The organism is Tindallia texcoconensis, assembly GCF_055383815.1.
The window spans coordinates 391,510-408,920 of record NZ_AP042431.1 but is presented as its reverse complement, the minus strand read 5'-3'; the positions used below and the strand labels follow the sequence as shown (position 1 = coordinate 408,920).

Annotated in this window: 16 protein-coding genes and 1 other RNA gene; 13 read left to right on the top strand and 4 right to left on the bottom strand. The window is 39.7% G+C overall.

The window, feature by feature from the left end; all coding sequences use genetic code 11:
* The first annotated feature begins 28 nt into the window (after window positions 1-28).
* The 4 genes from ACZ47N_RS01975 to ACZ47N_RS01960 all read left to right on the top strand — a co-directional run bounded on the left by ACZ47N_RS01975 (window position 29) and on the right by ACZ47N_RS01960 (window position 3,557).
* Window positions 29-730 carry a tRNA (adenine(22)-N(1))-methyltransferase gene (locus ACZ47N_RS01975; protein ID WP_464887467.1) on the top strand — a complete coding sequence of 234 codons (702 nt, stop codon included), beginning with the start codon at window positions 29-31 and terminating at the stop codon, window positions 728-730.
* Window positions 715-1,833 carry a Nif3-like dinuclear metal center hexameric protein gene (locus tag ACZ47N_RS01970; RefSeq protein ID WP_464887466.1) on the top strand — a complete coding sequence of 373 codons (1,119 nt, stop codon included), beginning with the start codon at window positions 715-717 and terminating at the stop codon, window positions 1,831-1,833. The genes ACZ47N_RS01975 and ACZ47N_RS01970 overlap by 16 nt, the downstream gene beginning before the upstream one ends.
* A gap of 68 nt (window positions 1,834-1,901) precedes the next feature.
* Window positions 1,902-2,284, top strand: an RNA gene (gene rnpB / locus ACZ47N_RS01965) — RNase P RNA component class A.
* Between the two features lie 142 nt (window positions 2,285-2,426).
* Entirely contained in the window at window positions 2,427-3,557 is a 1,131-nt protein-coding gene (locus ACZ47N_RS01960; protein ID WP_464887465.1) for an ATP-NAD kinase family protein, read from the top strand.
* 53 nt (window positions 3,558-3,610) lie between these two features.
* Here ACZ47N_RS01960 and ACZ47N_RS01955 read toward each other — a convergent pair whose 3' ends face one another.
* The 3 genes from ACZ47N_RS01955 to msrB all read right to left on the bottom strand — a co-directional run bounded on the left by ACZ47N_RS01955 (window position 3,611) and on the right by msrB (window position 5,137).
* Entirely contained in the window at window positions 3,611-4,090 is a 480-nt protein-coding gene (locus ACZ47N_RS01955; RefSeq protein WP_464887464.1) for a YbhB/YbcL family Raf kinase inhibitor-like protein, read from the bottom strand.
* A gap of 97 nt (window positions 4,091-4,187) precedes the next feature.
* Window positions 4,188-4,595, bottom strand: coding sequence for a DUF2177 family protein (locus tag ACZ47N_RS01950; protein ID WP_464887463.1), 408 nt, complete (start codon window positions 4,593-4,595; stop codon window positions 4,188-4,190).
* 11 nt (window positions 4,596-4,606) lie between these two features.
* Complete coding sequence (gene msrB / locus ACZ47N_RS01945) at window positions 4,607-5,137, bottom strand: peptide-methionine (R)-S-oxide reductase MsrB (protein WP_464887462.1); 531 nt, start codon at window positions 5,135-5,137, stop codon at window positions 4,607-4,609.
* 173 nt (window positions 5,138-5,310) lie between these two features.
* On the opposite strand from msrB, the gene ACZ47N_RS01940 reads away from it, so the two are divergent.
* The 7 genes from ACZ47N_RS01940 to ACZ47N_RS01910 all read left to right on the top strand — a co-directional run bounded on the left by ACZ47N_RS01940 (window position 5,311) and on the right by ACZ47N_RS01910 (window position 15,326).
* On the top strand, window positions 5,311-6,456 hold the full coding sequence (locus tag ACZ47N_RS01940; RefSeq protein ID WP_464887461.1) for an MFS transporter: 1,146 nt from the start codon (window positions 5,311-5,313) through the stop codon (window positions 6,454-6,456).
* A 162-nt stretch (window positions 6,457-6,618) separates the two neighbouring features.
* On the top strand, window positions 6,619-6,984 hold the full coding sequence (locus ACZ47N_RS01935) for a cytochrome b5 domain-containing protein (protein WP_464887460.1): 366 nt from the start codon (window positions 6,619-6,621) through the stop codon (window positions 6,982-6,984).
* A gap of 108 nt (window positions 6,985-7,092) precedes the next feature.
* On the top strand, window positions 7,093-9,228 hold the full coding sequence (gene glgX, locus ACZ47N_RS01930) for a glycogen debranching protein GlgX (RefSeq protein WP_464887459.1): 2,136 nt from the start codon (window positions 7,093-7,095) through the stop codon (window positions 9,226-9,228).
* Between the two features lie 345 nt (window positions 9,229-9,573).
* Window positions 9,574-11,550, top strand: coding sequence for a serine/threonine protein kinase (locus tag ACZ47N_RS01925; protein WP_464887458.1), 1,977 nt, complete (start codon window positions 9,574-9,576; stop codon window positions 11,548-11,550).
* 35 nt (window positions 11,551-11,585) lie between these two features.
* Complete coding sequence (locus tag ACZ47N_RS01920) at window positions 11,586-13,268, top strand: BCCT family transporter (RefSeq protein WP_464887457.1); 1,683 nt, start codon at window positions 11,586-11,588, stop codon at window positions 13,266-13,268.
* A 42-nt stretch (window positions 13,269-13,310) separates the two neighbouring features.
* Window positions 13,311-14,798 (top strand): threonine synthase, encoded by a 1,488-nt coding sequence (gene thrC / locus ACZ47N_RS01915; protein ID WP_464887456.1) that lies wholly within the window; start codon window positions 13,311-13,313, stop codon window positions 14,796-14,798.
* A 93-nt stretch (window positions 14,799-14,891) separates the two neighbouring features.
* A complete protein-coding gene (locus ACZ47N_RS01910; protein WP_464887455.1) occupies window positions 14,892-15,326 on the top strand; it encodes a universal stress protein in 435 nt (144 codons plus the stop codon).
* Between the two features lies 1 nt (window position 15,327).
* Here the strand turns inward: ACZ47N_RS01910 and ACZ47N_RS01905 are convergent, their stop codons facing one another.
* The gene (locus tag ACZ47N_RS01905; protein ID WP_464887454.1) at window positions 15,328-15,780 is read right to left on the bottom strand and encodes a PPC domain-containing DNA-binding protein; all 453 of its coding nucleotides are present in this window, start codon (window positions 15,778-15,780) and stop codon (window positions 15,328-15,330) included.
* Between the two features lie 255 nt (window positions 15,781-16,035).
* Here ACZ47N_RS01905 and ACZ47N_RS01900 point away from each other — a divergent pair, with 255 nt between their 5' ends.
* The gene (locus tag ACZ47N_RS01900; RefSeq protein ID WP_464887453.1) at window positions 16,036-16,326 is read left to right on the top strand and encodes a CC/Se motif family (seleno)protein; all 291 of its coding nucleotides are present in this window, start codon (window positions 16,036-16,038) and stop codon (window positions 16,324-16,326) included.
* Window positions 16,327-16,347: 21 nt separating this feature from the next.
* A complete protein-coding gene (locus ACZ47N_RS01895) occupies window positions 16,348-17,322 on the top strand; it encodes a YeiH family protein (RefSeq protein ID WP_464887452.1) in 975 nt (324 codons plus the stop codon).
* Window positions 17,323-17,411: the final 89 nt, after the last annotated feature.

The window sequence follows — 17,411 nt, the reverse complement described above, 5'->3', positions numbered from 1 at the left end:
GTTTGGTTCTAAAGGATGTGTCGGTTTAATGGTAAAATTGCCTCTCAGATTAGAAGCAATTGCGAATATGATTTCTCCAATATCCACTATTGCGGATATTGGAACGGATCATGGCTTATTACCAGTGTATTTACTTCAAACTGGAATCATAAAAAAAGCAATTGTTTCAGATGTGAACACTGGGCCTCTTGAAAAAGCCAAGCAAACTGCGAGATGCCATGGCATGGAAAGTAAGATAGAGTTCCGGCTGGGTGATGGACTCCAGGTTCTGAAACCAAGAGAGGCTACAGTCGTTGTTATTGCTGGCATGGGCGGTATACTAATTAATTCACTGCTACAAGCATGTCCACAGATTGTGAAGGCGGCAGATCATCTTATATTGCAGCCTATGCAAGCGGTCTATGAAGTGCGGCAATATTTGCTGGAGCATGGATATCGAGTATTAGAAGACCGACTGGTGAAAGAAAAAAACCATATGTATACTATCATCAAGGTAAAGCAAGAAGAATTGCCCTCCTCAGAGATAGGCACATTAGAAGCGATGATTGGAATACAATGGAAAAACCAACCCCCAGAGTTGATGCATGAATATAGCAGTAGGCTTTTGAATCAAAAAAAATCGATGAGAGAAGGACTATTAAAAAGTAGTTCTTTGGATCAAGGAGCGCTTAATCATTGTAATGATCAAATCAAACAACTCGAAGAGGTGATAGAATGGCTTCAAGCGTAAGAGAAATCATTCGAATTTTTGAAACAAAAGCATCTCCCCAATTAGCTATGGAATGGGATGCTGTAGGTCTTCAGGTGGGAGCTATGGATCAAAAAGTAAGTAGGATTTTTATTACACTTGATCTGACGCCAGAAACCCTAGAAGAAGCCATAGAAAAAAAAGCAGACCTAATTATCACACATCATCCTTTTATCTTTCATCCATTAAAAACCCTTCGAACAGACGATTTAAAAGGAAAAATGATTGCTCGTTTAATTCAAAATGAAATAAGCCTTTATGCAGCCCACACAAACGTAGATATCGCTACTGGTGGATTAAACGATTGGGCTGCTACTCTTATGACATTAAAACCTATCTCTATACTGGAAGAGACAAGTTCGGAAAGTCTGGAAAAATTGGTGGTCTTTATTCCTGTCTCATATGCTTCTGAAGTGGCCCAAGCTATTATGGAAGCGGGAGCTGGACATATTGGAGAATATAGCCATTGTGGGTATTATTTAAATGGAAAAGGCACGTTTAAGCCATTAGAAAAGTCAAATCCCTTTATTGGTGATATTAACAAGCTTGAAGAAGTGGAGGAAGTTCGCCTGGAGACGATTATGCCAGAATCCATTCGAAATCATGTGTTGCAGCAGATGATACAAGCACACCCTTATGAGGAAGTGGCCTATGATGTATACCCGTTAAAGAACAAAGGACATCAAAATGGCATTGGAAGAGTAGGAGAGCTACCCACTAGTATGATACCGGATGAGTTTATAAAACATTTAAAAAAAGTATTTTCACTTTCTTATGTACGATGGACACCTGGTCGATCAAGGGAAATAAATCGTGTGGCAGTTTTGACGGGAAGTGGTGCTAGTGCTATTGATGCGGCGGTCTTAAAAGGTTGTGATTGTTTGGTGACGGGAGATATCAAATATCATGATGCCCAATCTGCTTATGAAAAAGGCATTCACCTATTTGATATCGGCCACTTTGAATCAGAAATAACATTTGTACCGCTTTTGATTAAACAGCTTCAGGCACAGCTTAATCAAACTAGTATTAGAGTGGATATTATAGGGGCATCTACCCAGGTAAATCCAATCCATATACGATGATCGTGATTCTGCAATAGTTGTTTTGACAGAGGGCGATATTAATGATATCATTAATAAAAGATGATGAGCGAGTAAACCAGATAGTCACGGCATCTCTTGATGGCGAGGAAAGTCCGAGCTCCCTAGGGCAGGATGCTGGGTAACCCCCAGTGGAGGCGACTCTAAGGATAGTGCAACAGAGATATACCGCCCAGCACTAAATATAGAGTTACTTTTTTGCAAAAGTTAGTCTGTATTTGGTGCTGGGTAAGGGTGGAAAGGTGAGGTAAGAGCTCACCAGCAGTCAGGTGACTGGTTGGCTATGTAAACCCCATCTGGAGCAAGACCAAGTAGGGATAAGGTAGCGGCTGCCCGTCGTGTCCCGTGGTAGGTTGCTTGAGCCTGTTGGCAACTGCAGGCCTAGATAGATGACTATCAAATACAGAACTCGGCTTATAGGTTTACTCGCTCCTTCATATAGTTATCGCCAATCTCTACGGGGGTTGGTATTTTTGTATCTACAATCACAGCAAAAAGCTTCTTGAAGATAAATGAAATATGAAGAAAACATGAACAAATGAAAGTAAATTGAAGAAGATCTAGGGGGGCTTGGAGTGCACTCTAAACAAAAATCAATTGGCATTCTTATCAATCCCATTGCTGGAATGGGTGGAAGGGTCGGGTTGAAAGGCAGCGACGGCATAGAAATTTTAGAAAAAGCACGGGCTTTGGGAGCAGAACCAGAGTCATCTAAAAGGGCAGGATATGCGTTGGCTCAGCTGGAAACGATGAAAGAGAGTATTGTTTTTTATACATATGGAAAAGAAATGGGAGAGTACCAGTTAAAAGAATTAGGAATTAATGCAAAGGTACTTGGGTGGCCAAAAGCTGAAAGAAGCACTGCGGCAGATACCATAGAAGCAGCAAACGCTATGAAAAAAGCAGCAGTAGATTTGATTTTGTTTGCAGGTGGAGATGGAACTGCAAGGAATATTTATGAAGCCATTGGAGATAGCATTCCTGTGGTAGGAATACCTGCTGGGGTTAAAATTCACTCAGCGGTCTATGCTACCAATGCTAGAAATGCAGGCTTGGCAGCTAAGGACTATTTGGAAGGTAATGCAGAAGAGATTAAACTTTCAGAAGTAATGGATATTGATGAAGAAGTGTTTCGTCAAGGACGCCTCAGTGCCAAGTTGTATGGGTATCTTAAAGTACCAGCATCAGGAAATCGCATGCAAAGCAGTAAATCTAGTGCCCCTTCTGAACAGCAGGAGCTAATGGGCGTGGTAGACCATATTGTTTCCAGGATGGAAGAGGATGTGCTTTATATAATTGGACCAGGAAGTACGACTCGTGCTATTATGGAAGCCATGAATCTGGAAGGCACATTACTAGGTGTTGATTTGATTCGAAATGGAGCCTTAGTGGATTCGGATGTTTCAGAAAAAACTATATGGGAACAGATTCAATATGCTAGAGGGAAGGTTAAAATCATCGTTACGATTATTGGCGGACAAGGCAATTTATTTGGAAGAGGTAATCAGCAAATAAGCCCACGCATTATACGAAGTGTTGGAAAGAAAAACATTATTGTGGCATCAACAGGATCTAAGCTCTTATCCTTACAAGGCGAACCTCTCCTAGTGGATACTGGAGACCAAGAATTGGATGCGGAATTAAGTGGGTATATTGAAGTGGTAAAAGGATATGCTTTTACTGCTAGTTATCCCGTTAGCAATTAATAAGAGCCCTGCCTAGCAGCAGGGCTCTTATTAATTGTAAGAAAGGAATTGACTTATTTTTTGCGTTCATATTCTCCGATCAGACGATTCATTCCCAGTACATGGGGTTCGATTTTTTCTAAGAGCTCCCATAAAGTGAGATTGGGAGCCAAGTTTAATTCTTGATCCAAAGCAAAAATCATAAAATAATAGTAATGAGGACCATGGTTCTCTGGTGGCATGGGTCCCATATAGCCTTCTTTCTGACCATCGTTAAAACCTGTGGTGTAGAGGGCCACCCCTTCAGGAAGGTTTGTAACAGATCCTGGAATATTATAGAGAACCCAATGAACGAACCCATAGGTTCCTGAATCGATTTTTGGTGCATCAGGATCGTGGCATACAACAGCAAAAGATTTGGTGCCTTCGGGTACATTTTCCCATTCTAGAGAAGGTGAAACATCCATCCCTTCTCCAGTATGCTTTTGTGGAATCGGTTTACCGAATTCGAAAGCACTGCTTTTAAGTTTCAAATCGGATAATGCAAAAACCATTTAACTCACCCTTTCTGAAAATTGAGATGTTACACTGTATTCCTATCAAGATGTGAATTTATCATATCATAAGTGGGAGAAGTGTTACAACCTTGATCTAAGTCCATTTTAAGAATTGGAGAATCAAATAGGTTACAAAAGCAACGGATGCTCCTAAAGTAGTTCCCCAGAGCAAATCGACAATGGTTACTAATAAGGGCCAGTCTTTAAGCGTAGCTAGGTTTGTTAAGTCATAAGTAGCATAGGTGATAAATCCGAAAAAAGCGCCGGTGAAAAGAGCTATTTTCCAACTCTCTTGGGTCAAGGCAGGTCTAAGCACGAAGAAGACCAGGCCTACTATATACAAAAGATAAAAAGAAATGGCCGCTGGCCAGTTCACTTGATGGCTTAACAAAAATCCAATTTGATTTTGATAGAATCCTTGAGCAACGACCCCTAGCCACATTAGGTCGATGACAAAAAATACAGCTATGGCTATGAAATAAACCCTCATCCAGTAAAGCATTTGATTCCCTCCTATAGGAATAGATCTGTGTAACGCTCATATCCTTCTTCTTTTAACTTACTTACTGGGATGAACCGCAAAGAGGCTGAATTGATGCAATATCGAAGGCCACTGGGATGGGGGCCGTCATTAAAGACATGGCCTAAATGAGAATCTGCATAACGACTCCGTACTTCCCTTCGGTTCATGCCATATCGGGAATCTTGATATTCTTGGATATAGGTGGGGTCCAAAGGTTTTTTAAAGCTTGGCCATCCGCTACCGGAATTAAATTGGTCTAAAGAGCTAAACAGAGGTTCTCCAGAAATAATATCGACATAGATTCCATCTTCAAAATGTTTATGGTACTCGTTTTGAAAGGCTCTTTCAGTGCCGTGGTGTTGTGTTACTTCATACTGAAGTTCTGTAAGAGTTTTACGAAGTGTATCATCATCTGGTTTCTCAAAAGACTCCCAAGGATTGGTAGAATGAGTATTTTGTTCGTTGTCATTTTTTGGACTCCTGTCGGGATGGTTCTTTTCATAAAATGGGTTTCTTTTCATTTTGAGCATCTCCTTTTCATCTTTTTCCTGGTATTTTATATAGCTTATCAGTGTATGTATCATATAAATGTTGAATTTTTGTTATAATAGATCTATTATGATAATACCCCATAGATTATTGCAGAAACACTAATGATAAAAAATATCAAATGAGAAAGTGGGTTGAATCAAGGATGAAAAATGTAGAGTTGTATTTAGGATATGCTGTTTTTTTCACCGTAGGATTGGCCATTAATATCGTTTTTGCATTATTGCCAGATATAAGAGAAGCGTTTCAGCTAAGTTATGCAGAAGCAGGAAGCATCATGGTCGTTCTTCAAGTCGGATTTATAACTAGTTTGGCCCTGAGGACTTTTCTGTTAAGAAAGTTAGGAATGCGGAAATTGCTACTGCTTGCTTCTGTTATTTGGTTATCAGGTGTTGGGTGCATTACATTGTCTACAGCAAAATATTTTCTATATGCAGGGGTTAGCCTAAGTGGCTTTGCCTACGGAACTTTTCAAAATCTATTTGCTGCTTATGTGGTAATAGCCAGTGATTGCCACAAGGGAAAGCGCATTTCTCTTATGAATGCTTTTTTTGGGATTGGATCCGTAGCGGCACCAGTTGTCGGGAGTTTGGCCTTAGCATTTGGAAATTGGAGAATAGGGTATCTCCCAATCCTCTTGCTGATTGGTGGAGTGATAATGGTTTTGTTTAATATTCGATTTATGCCAGTTTTTGAAGAAACAAAAGGGGATCAAGGGCCCTTTCCTTTTGGATTCACTTTTATTTTGGTGGGGTTATTTGTTCTGATATATCCTATGACAGAGTTTACAGCGGGTTCTTGGACCAGCGAATATTGGAGTGTGCTGGGCGATACTAAGAGGATGCCCTATAGCGTAGTGACGGCTTTTTTTTGGGTTTCTTTTACTTTAGGTAGACTAGTGACAGGAAAAATTGCTGATCGCATTGGAGCAATGACATTTATGTTTTATACAACGGGCTTATTTATGGGGGTATCTACCTTGTGGGTATTGATGGATCATCCTTGGGTTATCCTCTTATGTCTAGTAGGCATAGGTTTTACATTGGCCGGAATGTTTCCAATATTTTTGATGCAGGCGGGCGAATTTTTTCCTAGACATATTGGAACAATAACCTCGTGGTTTTTTTTCTTTTTATCAATTGGTGGCATGGTATCGCAGAAGTTGGTTGGAGAAATGGCAGAGGTATTTGGAATTCATATTTTGCCAATGGTTTTCCTTGGCTCCTCTGTATTGTTAATGACAGTTCTTTTACTACTACACCGAGAAGGAAAACAGAGGCATGTACTTTAAAGTATGTCTATACATTATGGATTGTTTTTATAGTTATATTTTAAAAGATTGAAATCCTATAAAATTCAATCACTGGCAAGTTGTTGATTAAATCGATTTCTGAAGTGGTACTTATACAAGGCAGGTAATGTGGAAAAAAATATTTTGAAAAGGAGTTTTGATATGAAAACGAGACGTCTTAGAAAAACCAAAATTAGAATATTCTTAGTGGTCTTAATGATTGCCATTATAGGACTTGCTGGTTGCGGAGGCGGCGTAGAAGAACCAGAAGAGGCACCGACTTCAGAAGAACTACCTATATTTACTATGGAGGAAATAAAGGATTTTGACGGTCGAGACGGAAAGCCAGCCTATATTGTGGTAGAGGGCCTCGTGTACGATGTGACGGAATCCAGAATGTGGAGTGATGGTCTACATCAGGGACAACATCAAGCAGGACAGGATTTAACGGATGAAATTATGGAAGAATCTCCTCATGGAACTGGAGTGCTTGATCGAATGGAAGTAGTTGGACAAATTGCAGAATAAAGGAATGAAAGGATATAATGATGTGTATTTCTTCCTATTTTCCAATAGATTAACGCTCTAATATCAAAGACGCCTAGGCGTCTTTGATTAATAATGGGAGGTGAAAAGATGGAAGGCAATGGAAAGATAATGCGTCAAGATTTAGCAGAAAAACATATGAAGCCCATTGATCGAATTAGGGGTTTTGATGTGCGGCCTGGACTTTATGATGAGAATGGAACCGTTGTGATTCCTGGAGGAGTTAGTTTTACGATTCTATCCCAAGAAGCAACGTCTATGGAGTTAGTGTTATTTAAGCGTGAAGCCGAAGAACCCTATGCTGTGATTCCATTTCCAGAAACGTATCGGATAGGGAATGTATACTCGATGATTGTGTTTGATCTTGACATTGAAGCGTTTGAGTATGCCTATCGGGCCGATGGACCTTGGGATCCCCCAAATGGGCTGATTTTCGACAAGGATAAATATCTACTCGATCCTTATGCTAGGGCTGTAACGGGACAGAGTGCTTGGGGCAAAAAACCTTCCTATGGCCAGCAGTACAGAGCCAGAGTCGTGACGAGTGACTTTGACTGGGGAAGTTCAAAACAGCCTTACATTCCGATGGAAGAGTTAATTATTTATGAGCTTCATGTAAGAGGATTTACGAAAGACGAATCTTCAGGTATAAAGCACAAAGGAACTTTTTTAGGCTTGATGGAAAAAATCCCCTATTTACTTGAACTTGGAGTCAACGCTGTAGAGCTAATGCCCATATTTGAATTTGATGAAATGATTGATCAACGGGAGGTGGAAGGGAAAACGCTTTACGATTATTGGGGCTACAATCCTCTGTGTTTTTTTGCACCGAACACAGCGTATACGGCCAATATCGAGTATAATCGGGAAGGAAAAGAGTTGAAAACTCTGATAAAAAAACTGAATGAGAATGGAATAGAGGTATTTTTGGATGTTGTTTTCAACCATACAGCTGAGGGAAATGAAGAAGGTCCTTATATCTCTTTTAAAGGGTTGGATAACCAGATTTATTATATGTTGACCCCTGATGGAAAGTATTATAATTTTAGTGGATGTGGAAACACATTGAATTGCAATCATCCTATTGTTCAGCGAATGATTTTAGATTGTCTTCGATATTGGGTGATTGAATATAGAGTGGATGGGTTTCGCTTTGACTTAGCATCTATTTTAGGACGGAATGAGGATGGTTCCCCGATGTCCAACCCACCCTTACTACAAAACTTGGCCTTTGATCCAATTTTAGCGAAAGTAAAACTTATCGCAGAAGCTTGGGATGCAGCGGGACTTTACCAGGTGGGCAGTTTTCCATCTTGGAACCGTTGGTCAGAATGGAATGGAAAATACCGGGATGATATGCGGCAGTTTTTAAAAGGAGATCCTGGACTGGCTCAAGTCGCTGCGAATCGAATGAGTGGATCTCAAGATTTATATGGGGAAGAAGACTGTAGTTCCAATGCATCTGTAAACTTTATCACTTGTCATGACGGATTTACACTTTATGATCTGTATTCGTATAATAATAAGTATAATCAAGAAAATGGATGGGACAACACAGATGGAGAAGAACAAAACCACAGCTGGAATTGCGGAATAGAAGGAGAAACAGATGATCAGTCTGTTGAAAATCTGAGGATAAAAATGATGAAAAATGCATTGGTGGTATTACTTACTAGTCATGGTACACCAATGCTTCGAGCCGGAGACGAGTTTGCAAATACACAGTTTGGAAACAACAATGCCTATTGTCAAGATAATGAAATATCTTGGTTAAACTGGAATCAGCTAGTGGAAAACCATGGGTTATTTGAGTACGTGAAAAAGTTAATTCAATTAAGAAAAAATCATCCAGTGCTTCGTGGCTGTACAAAGCCAGCTCATTGCGGATTACCAATTACCAGCAAACATGGAGTCGAACCTTGGTATTTGGAGCCATCGGGAGAGACTCCTGTAGTCTGCATGATGTATGCTGGGCGAAATCAAACCGATACGAAAGACGAAATCATCTTTGTAGCTGTGAATACTCACTGGGAGCAACAAAGAGTGGTGCTTCCTGAGTTGCCACCAGGGATGGAATGGAGGTGTATAGCAGATACATCCGGAAATGTAACGGAACAGGTATTGTGGACGTCAGAAAAAATGCCAGATGTTGGCGGTGAAATCATTCTTATGCCTAGATCTGTGATGTTGCTGAAAGGAGGGTACTATCGTGCTTTGAAATCCTAAAATAAGTTTATCGCTGTTAGCGATATTTATTGTGTATATGCTAATTAGATATAGTCTTGGTTAAAAAGACTGTTTCTTTACGGAGGCATTGCATCAAAAGCAAGGGTTTTTGTCATTGATTTAATTCATAGAGCGAGAGAGTGGGTTTCATTAGACTGGTTCTCTGGGGTGGATAGGGTCTGTGATATAAAGCAATTCACCTATGTTCATAAGTAGGTTGATATCCTTTAGAGGTTTGGGGACATCTGGATACTGCAAGTACTTTATATTGTGAAAAAATCAAAAACAACATATAATATAGAGATAGTATTGAGCATCCATGGCCCTTGGAGAGGATGATGCTAGATGATTACAGGGAATCATGTTTGTTTTGGGTGTTTGTCTGAGAGAACAAAGGATGAAGCATGTCTTTTATGTGGATGGGAGCATGAATCAGGTCCTGTTTCGCATATGCATTTAAAGCCTGGTACAATCTTACAGGGGAAATACCTGATTGGAAGAGCACTGGGACAGGGTGGTTTTGGTGTTACGTATTTGGCTTTAGATTTGAATTTAGATGTTAAGTTAGCTATTAAGGAGTATTTGCCCCAAGATCTGGCTGCTAGAAGTCAGGGGAACACAGATATAGCAGTACACTCCGGGGCTTTAAATAGTCATTACTATGAAGGGCTAGAAAAATTTCTTCAGGAAGCAAAAACCCTGGCACGGTTTGAAGGACACCCTAATATCGTTTCAGTGAGAGATTTTTTTAAAGCCAATGAAACAGCGTATTTTGTTATGAGTTATATTGAAGGAATAACGTTTAAAGAATATATAAAAGAAAAAGGCGGCAAGATTCCTGTAGATCAAGCAATTAATATTATGATGCCAGTCTTAGAGGCCTTAAAAGAAGTGCATAAGTACAATATACTACATCGAGATATTAGCCCGGATAATATTTTCATGACCGCAAAGGGTCGGATCATCCTTATCGATTTTGGTGCAGCGCGTCAGGCAATAAAAGACAAAGGCAGGAGCATGTCTATTATGATGAAGCCAGGTTTCACACCGGAAGAACAGTATCGCTCTAAAGGCCAGCAGGGACCTTGGACAGATCTTTATGCGCTAGGTGCCACCATATATCGAAGCATTTCAGGGCAGATGCCGCCGGAGTCTCTGGATAGGCTTGTAGACGATGATTTGATACCGCCTACGTCTTTGGGCGTGTCGATAGATCCATTAATAGAAAAATCTTTGCTGAAGTCAATGGCAGTCATGGGAAAAGATCGCTTTCAATCTGCTGAGGAATTTCAGCATGCTTTAGTGGTAGGAATGACGGAGGAATCATCGGAAGAATCAGAAGTTTTCGAACCCTTGGAATTGCAAACTGCCCCATACACAGAGAGAGAAGTGAGCTCACTTGGTAGTCGGAAAATAATAATGGGGGCTGGTATATTGGTGGTCGGATTTGTGTTTCTTCTCTTGGTATTTTGGTGGTTCATGGATGCTGACCCCTTAGAGGAGAGTGATAATCATCAGGCAATAGCACAGATCGAAGAGAGCCAAGGATATCACGAAAACACTGGAGATACTGCCGAGGAGAATATCTCTGTAGAGACGTCTGAGAGTCAAGTAGATGGGCTGATAGTGGGATATGATTTGAATCAAGCCGTACGTGATTCTGGACATACGGATCTCTTAGGGATCAGTGAAGAGACGTTATTTAATATGTACGGGCAGCCATTTGATACCTTTTATTGGGAAGGTGGTTTGTTTTACGAGTATCAAGATTTTTATGCCATGGTGGATGAATATACGCGTGATAGAATGGTGGTTGTCATAGGATTGAGAGAGTTACCAGGAGTGTCTGTCAATGCTTCCTTTGATGAAGTAAAACGCTCTTATGGTGCACCAGAGTGGGATGGTATAGGGTCTTCGAACAATTCTCATTTGTTGCATTATGATGTACATCAACAATATGCCGTAGTATTTGAGGGGTTTACAGAAAGAAAGGTGGATTTGATAACGATACACTCGATGTATTTAGAGTATGACTATGAGGATGTTGATCTAGGATTTGACAGTGATTACAATGAATATGATCAAGCGTTGTCGAATCTTTATGATTTGGGCGAGGAACTTTGGCAAAAATGGGTGCTGGTACAAGTGGGCACAATGGTATGGGCAGAGCCTAATTATCACTCTTCTACACTGGGAGAGATAACTGGAGATAGAGACTTTTATGTCACTAATTATGAGGTAGACCTTGACTTTAATTTATGGATACAATTAGAATTGATTGATGAAAATGGCAATAAAGTATATGGATGGATTCTCTATTAAAAGTATACGAAATTGCATTAAAAGGAGGCGTTATAATGGGTCCGGACCAGAAAGCTCTGGATACGGAAACCAGAGAACAGGAAAAGAAACGAGAAGCAGCGAGAAAACGAGACAAGAAGCTGGAAGAACGAAATTTTACAAAATTTGGACTAAATTCCAATCCAGGGGTTTCTATGGCTAGTGGGTTATTTATTCTTCTTTTTTCTGGATTTGCTCTTTTAAACCTAGAAAAAGCCAATCGAATGCTACTATGGCTCAACGAAGCCATAGTGACTCATTTTGACTGGCTTTTTATCATGGCTAGCAATTTTTTTGTATTGGTGTGCTTGTATTTAGCTCTTTCAAAACTGGGGAATGTCCGTATAGGAGGAGTGGATAGTAAACCAGAGTTTTCAAATTTTGCCTGGTATTCGATGCTGATATCTGCTGGCATGGGGATTGGCTTAATGTTTTGGGCTGTTGGTGAACCATTAACTCATTTTGTGGAATCTCCACCGATTTTTAAAGGTTCAGATCCAGCGGTTTCAGCCATGGCCACTACTTTTTTTCATTGGGGACTTCATCCATGGGGCATTTATGCATTATTGGCACTTGGTCTGTCTTACTTTGCCTATAGTCAACAACTACCCTTATCGTTACGTTCTGTATTTTATCCGTTTCTGGGTGAGAAAATCTATGGATGGCCAGGAGATTTGGTGGATACCTTTGCAGTGCTGGCAACTATGTTTGGATTAGCTACCTCCTTAGGATTAGGAACACAACAGATTAACAGCGGCCTTGATTATCTTCTGGGAATTGGATTCAGCGTAGAGATGCAAGTGATTCTTATTCTAATTATCACCGTATTTGCGGCTGTATCTGTTATGGCTGGTATTGATAAAGGAGTAAGACGGTTATCGCAGCTCAATATCGGTCTAGCCGCTGTGTTTATGGTATTAATATTTCTGCTGGGGCCAACGGGATATTTGTTGCGATTGTTTTCTAGTTCTGTAGGGGTTTACTTTAGCAATGTTATCCAGTATGCTTCCCATGTTGTCGTGGGAGATGAGATATCATGGCAGGGAGATTGGACTATTTTTTATTTGGCATGGTGGATTTCTTGGTCGCCTTTTGTGGGGATGTTTATTGCTCGGATCTCTAAGGGAAGAACGGTTCGTGAGTTTATTTTGGGTGTCTTGTTAATTCCTTCTTTGCTTTCATTTTGTTGGTTAACAGTATTTGGCGGAAGTGCCATGGTGCTTAATCAAGAGGCTGGAGGAACTTTGTTTGAGACAGTACAGGCCAACTATCCCGTTGCCCTTTTTGAATTAATTGATCTTATTCAGATGCCTTTCTTGGCTGAATCTATGAGAATTGGAATGTTTATTTTAGTAACTGCTTTAGTGGTTTCTTATTTTGTGACTTCTTCGGATTCTGGTTCCTTGGTAGTGGATAAGCTGACTTCTGGAGGGGTAATGAACTCTCCAAGGCATCAACGACTCTTTTGGGCACTATTAGAAGGCCTTTTGGCTGCAACGCTATTGTTAATTGGCGGAGAAATGGCACTTATGGCTCTGCAAACTGCTGTAATCAGCGCTGGATTGCCTATGGCGGTTATTTTACTATTGATGAGTGTTTCTTTAGTGAAGGGAATAAGGGAAACTCACGAAAACCAAAAAACAATTTTAGATACTAGAAAATTTAAGAAACTGAGTATGAAGAAAAAAGAACCCCACTGATAAAACAAATCATTTATTGGAAAAGGGATGGAGGAGGATCAAATGAAATACGTCAGCACCAGATCCAGCAACAATGATAATAAAGGCATAACATCGACTCAGGCTATCATAAAAGGGATTGCAGAGGATAGAGGACTGTTTGTGCCAACACAGCTTCCTAAATTAGAAGAGAAGCCAGAAACACTAATAAAAATGAATTATCCTGAAATAGCTCATTTTATTCTTTCGAAATTTTTAACAGATTATTCTAAAGATGAGTTGAAAAAATGCGTTGAAAGTGCTTATGATAGCAAATTCGAAGCAAAAGAAATCGTTCCATTGATTCCTGCTGGAGAGGTTTTGTTTCTTGAGTTATTTCATGGAAAAACCGCTGCTTTTAAAGACATGGCTTTGTCGATCCTACCTCATTTATTAACAACAGCTGTGAAGAAAGAAAAAGAGGATAAAAAAATTGCGATTCTAGCGGCTACTTCGGGAGATACTGGAAAAGCAGCTTTAGAAGGTTTTTCAAATGTAGAAGGCACCGATGTTATTGTATTTTATCCGCATATAGGTGTAAGTCAAGTGCAAGAACGTCAAATGACAACTCAGGAAGGGAATAATACTCACGTTTTTGGGATTAAAGGAAACTTTGATGATGCACAGACCGCTGTAAAGAAAATTTTCATCAATGATAAAATAGCCCAAAGAATAGCGGAGCAAGGATATAAGTTTTCATCTGCGAATTCAATTAATATTGGTCGACTGGTTCCCCAGGTAGCATATTATGTATGGGCCTATCTGCAAATGGTGAAAATAGGAAAAATCGAATATGGGGAATCGATAAATGTTGTTGTACCGACCGGCAACTTTGGGAATATCCTAGCGGCTTATTATGCAAGAGAAATGGGGATCCCAATCCATAAGTTGATTTGTGCTTCTAATCGCAATAAAGTGCTGACGGATTTTATCAATACGGGCATATACGATATAGATCGAGATTTTCATGTCACAAGTTCGCCATCGATGGATATTTTAATCTCCAGCAATTTGGAGAGGCTTCTGTATCATCTTTCTGGTGGCAACGGAGAACAAATAAAAATATTGATGAAACAATTAGATGAAAAAAAATACTATGAGGCTGATTCTAAAATAAAAAATGGACTAAAGGATTTTTATGCTAGTTATGCTTCGGAAAAAGATACAGAGGTAGCCATAAGGGAAATGTATCGACAGCATGGTTACTTAATGGATCCACATACGGCTGTAGCATATAAGGTGTATAAGGATTACCGCCAAGAGAGTGGTGATGAACGGCCAACAGTTTTGGTGGCAACTGCTAGTGCGTATAAATTTGCGGATACGGTGGCGGAGGCTTTAGAACTCCCGCCTGAAAAAGATGGATTTGCTTCTATCCAATCGCTTTGTGGGCATACGGGTGTTTCCGTGCCATTAGATCTCAAAACTCTGGAAGAGAAACCTATCAGGCATCAAAAAGTAATAGAGAAAGCTGAAATAGAGGATATAATTCTAAATACTTTAACTGAATAGGCATGATTCTTAAAGAATGGCATATTCCTGGTTTATTGGGGTATTTAAATAAAGAAAGGTTAATTGTGATGGGTTTTTGAAAGGGGCGATCTTGTGAAAAAGATTCTGGTTGCTGTTGATGGGTCGGAAATGTCGCTAAAAGTGCTCTCTAGGGCTAGGCAGATTGCGGAAAAGTTTGAATCTGAAATTCTTGTGATGACGGTGGTTAAGAAATTAAGGGTAACCAATTATTACACTGGCGGTGAATTAAACGAACAAATGGATCAGCAGATTGAAGCTAGCGCAAAAGAGACCTTAGAAAAAGCTCAAGAAATATTTAGTGGTTACAAGGGAACCTTTGAAACTATTTTGGATTATGGTGAGCCAGCAGAGGTAATCCTGCTTTTGGAAGAAAGTGAAAAACCAGACATGCTCATTATGGGAAGCAGAGGTCTGGGAGGGTTTAGTAGAGTAATGCTGGGGAGTGTATCAACAAAGGTATTGCACCATGTGAAATGCGATATGTTAGTTGTTCGAAACGATGAATAAACTAGTCTAACTCCAGTAGAGTGAATCCGTTATCTGGGTTCACTTTTCTTTGTGCCTTGCAGTTGAGGAGTTCTACAATGGCTACTTCCATATAAATCCACACACTAACCCCAGGTCGAGTACAACCAACTAATGCATGTTTACTTCTGCCAAAGGCAGCATGTAAATGAAGTTTGGGTTGAAGGGACTCATCGAGAAACAATGTGCCCATCCCAAAAGATTCATGAACGTCATTTAATTGCTGTTCATATACTTCTAGGGGTTGGCGTGGTGAATCTGCATCTCTAGGGCCAGATACAATGGTGCTGTCACTGTTAGCACCACCTAACAAATGGACTAAGGCCGAAGAAATTCCTTTTTCTGCCGCAAAGGATTCTATGGTATCCGGAAGAGAATCACCTTCTTCAAGGCGTAAGATAAAAATACGACCTTGGGTTGCTTCAGTATATTTCATCGCTAAACTCCTTTCATAGGCTCTTTTGTATCACTATATCACGAATTTAAAGATGGGAAAAGGAAGATTCTGTTTCTTCTGTGGAAAAAGACTTGATAGAATTATGTACGGAGGAAGAGGTGCTTGTTCTTAGCATAAAAGAAGAACCGTGACGGGCTGGATTTTTAATGAAGGAAAACTGGAGGTTTACATTAGAAACTGAAGGATACGATTATGGTATAGGTTCTAAGTACATATAGAGAGGAGACAATCAAAATGGAAGTCAAGATGGATGATGCAACCTACGTATATCTAATGAAAAAAGGAGGGAAAATTTCCATAGATTTAATGATTCCAACAGGTTGTTGTGGTGGCACTATGATCCCCAATCTAATTTTTAATGAGCCTCCAGAAAAAAAGGCATCTAAGTTTAGGAAACTAAGGTATGGAGATGTGGAATTGTATGTTGATCAAGTGATGGATTTTAAAGACGATATTGTAGAGTTGAAACTGACTAAAAAAATGTTGATGAAGGATATTGAATTACCAACCTTGAAATTAATCTAAAGATAAAGAGGGTAAAACAAGATGGAAGAAAGCAAAAAGATTTGGCCAGGATTGGTTCTGGCCTTCACTATTGCCATGCCAGCATGGATTCTTGGCAATAAGATGCCATTAATTGGTGGACCAGTGTTTGCGATTTTAATTGGAATACTGATTTCTCAGGTAGGGATAACACCTTATGCATGCAAAAAAGGTATTGACTTTACGTCGAAAAAAATCCTGCAACTGTCTATTGTCTTGATTGGATTTGGAATGAATTTAAATCATATTCTTGTCGTTGGTTGGAGCTCTGTGTTCTTAGTCCTTAGCGTGATTATGACCGCATTAATAATGTCAAAAGGGCTAGGCACAATATTAAAAGTAGAGCAAAATCCGAGGATTCTTATTGGGGTAGGAACGGCAATATGTGGTGGTTCAGCCATTGCGGCTACGGCTCCAGTTATTCAAGCTAAAGACGAAGAGGTGGCCATGTCTATTTCTACTATTTTTCTTTTTAATATTGTGGCTGTCCTTGTTTTTCCAGCTTTAGGAAGAATAATGGGGATGACAGATATGTCTTTTGGAATGTGGGCAGGAACTGCCATTAACGATACATCATCAGTGGTAGCAGCAGGACAAATTTGGAGCCAAGAAGCACTTCAAACGGCTACGGTTGTAAAACTGGTTCGAACTCTTATGATTATTCCAGTGGCCCTAGTGTTAGCCCTTAAATATACTAAAGAAAATAAATCAAAAGTAAAGATGGTAACTATTTTTCCTTGGTTTATCTTGTTTTTTTTGGCGGCATCCATGATGACATCTAGTGGCTTAATTCCCTTAGATTTTGGGAAAAATGTATCTCAAGGTGGTCGGTTTTTTATTATCATGGCAATGGCTGCCATAGGACTTAATACGAATCTTACTAAATTGTTTACAAACGGTCTTAAACCAATTTTGATGGGTCTTGGAAGTTGGATTGCAGTGGCACTTGTTTCATTTTTATTGCTGAAAATATTATAAAAGGTGTATGACATAAAATTTCAGTTAAATGGAGGCTGTGTTTTTTAAAAAGAGTGATTTAAATAGCAATCTATTTATGATAAAAGGAG